At 43.3% G+C, this 215-nt stretch carries 1 pseudogene; it reads left to right on the top strand.

The window, feature by feature from the left end:
• Nucleotides 1-215 (top strand): annotated as a pseudogene (locus FC85_RS09560) (IS30 family transposase); the annotation flags it as partial.

Here is a 215-nt window from a genome sequence, read left to right as displayed (position 1 = left end):
GATGATTAATCAACGTAATCGCATCGGCGATTTTGAACTAGATACAGTCGTTGGTCCTCGTGGGCATAGTAAGGCAGTTTTATTAACTTTAATCGATCGCAAATCACGGTTCCTTTGGGCATACCGGTTAAAAGATCGGACGACAGCGACTGTTAATGAAGCACTAACTAAGTTCCTAACCACTTTTAATGGTCCGGTGCACAGCTTTACTGTGG

The sequence above is a fragment of the Lentilactobacillus diolivorans DSM 14421 genome (assembly GCF_001434255.1).
Taxonomy (GTDB): domain Bacteria; phylum Bacillota; class Bacilli; order Lactobacillales; family Lactobacillaceae; genus Lentilactobacillus; species Lentilactobacillus diolivorans.
Note: the sequence above shows the minus strand (reverse complement) of the source record. Positions and strands in the feature narration are given on the sequence as shown.